This is a genomic window from Virgibacillus carmonensis, assembly GCF_057836705.1.
On record NZ_JBYQFJ010000082.1, the window covers coordinates 1 to 1,069 of the forward strand.

The window sequence follows — 1,069 nt, forward strand, 5'->3', positions numbered from 1 at the left end:
AGCAGGTGTGTTATTGGCTTGAAAATGAAGTAGTAAAAAATCATAGAAAGATAGAAGATTATTTTAATGCTTTACAAGAAGCTGGTTTTAGTATTACTGGTCTCCGTGAAAATCGTAAAATTAATGAGCTTGAAGATGATGAAAAGAAAATGCCATTAGTCCTATTTCTAAGTGCAGAAAAATAAATAGGTTCAACTATTAGAGAAAAAGAACCTTGCTATTATCTCAAGGATTGAAAGGAGTTCCTCATAATTTTAAATTTAAATGGGACGTCAGAAGAATATTTAAAATATAGACATGGATATCCACGTGAACTGTTTGAGCGATTAAAGGAATATAAGATAGGCATTAAAGGTCAACACGTGCTCGACATAGGGACAGCTAACGGTTTATTTGCGAGGGATTTAGCTAATCAAGGTTGTAAGGTAACTGGAATTGATTTGTCTACTGAGTTAATAGAACAGGCTAAGCAAATTAATTTAGGAGACCAATTGCCAATAAAATATTTTATAGGGAATGTGGAAAATCTTCCGTTCGAAGATTCTTCTTATGAAGTCGTCACCGCTGTTTACTGTTGGCATTGGTTTAATAAATTGAAAGTGGCTAAAGAAGTAAATCGTGTTATTCAAAAGAGTGGGAAAATCGCAATTATCAATTATGAATGGATACCTTCACGGAATGACATTGTCTTACATACACACAATTTGATAAAAGAATTTAACCCGTCATCGAAGAAGGACAACGATACAGTAATGTTTCCGGAATGGATAGAAGACATTTATAAAGCTGGTTTCTCTGAAGTAGAAACTTTTTCATTTGATATACATGTAAGCTACACCATAGAAACTTGGATCGGAAGGGTTCAAGCTAGTCCTGAGATTGGCGGGACTTTGTGTGAAAAGGATATTAATTTATTTAATGACAGACTTGAAAGTTATTTGAGGATACAAACAAGTACATCTTTCGAGATCCCTTATAGAGTTTTTGCTATCATCGGTAAATTATGATTACATTAAAAGGTTTAAAATATCTGTGATGAGTTTACACAGTGGTTTTGTTCAATTAAAGG

Annotated in this window: 1 protein-coding gene and 1 pseudogene; both read left to right on the forward strand. The window is 33.3% G+C overall.

Features of this window, described 5'->3' with window-relative positions; all coding sequences use genetic code 11:
- Nucleotides 1-185 (forward strand): annotated as a pseudogene (locus tag AC3G7N_RS20565) (SAM-dependent methyltransferase); the annotation flags it as partial.
- Nucleotides 186-251: 66 nt separating this feature from the next.
- Nucleotides 252-1,007, forward strand: a complete 756-nt coding sequence (locus tag AC3G7N_RS20570) for a class I SAM-dependent methyltransferase (protein ID WP_489424028.1) — start codon at nucleotides 252-254, stop codon at nucleotides 1,005-1,007.
- Nucleotides 1,008-1,069 lie beyond the last annotated feature (62 nt).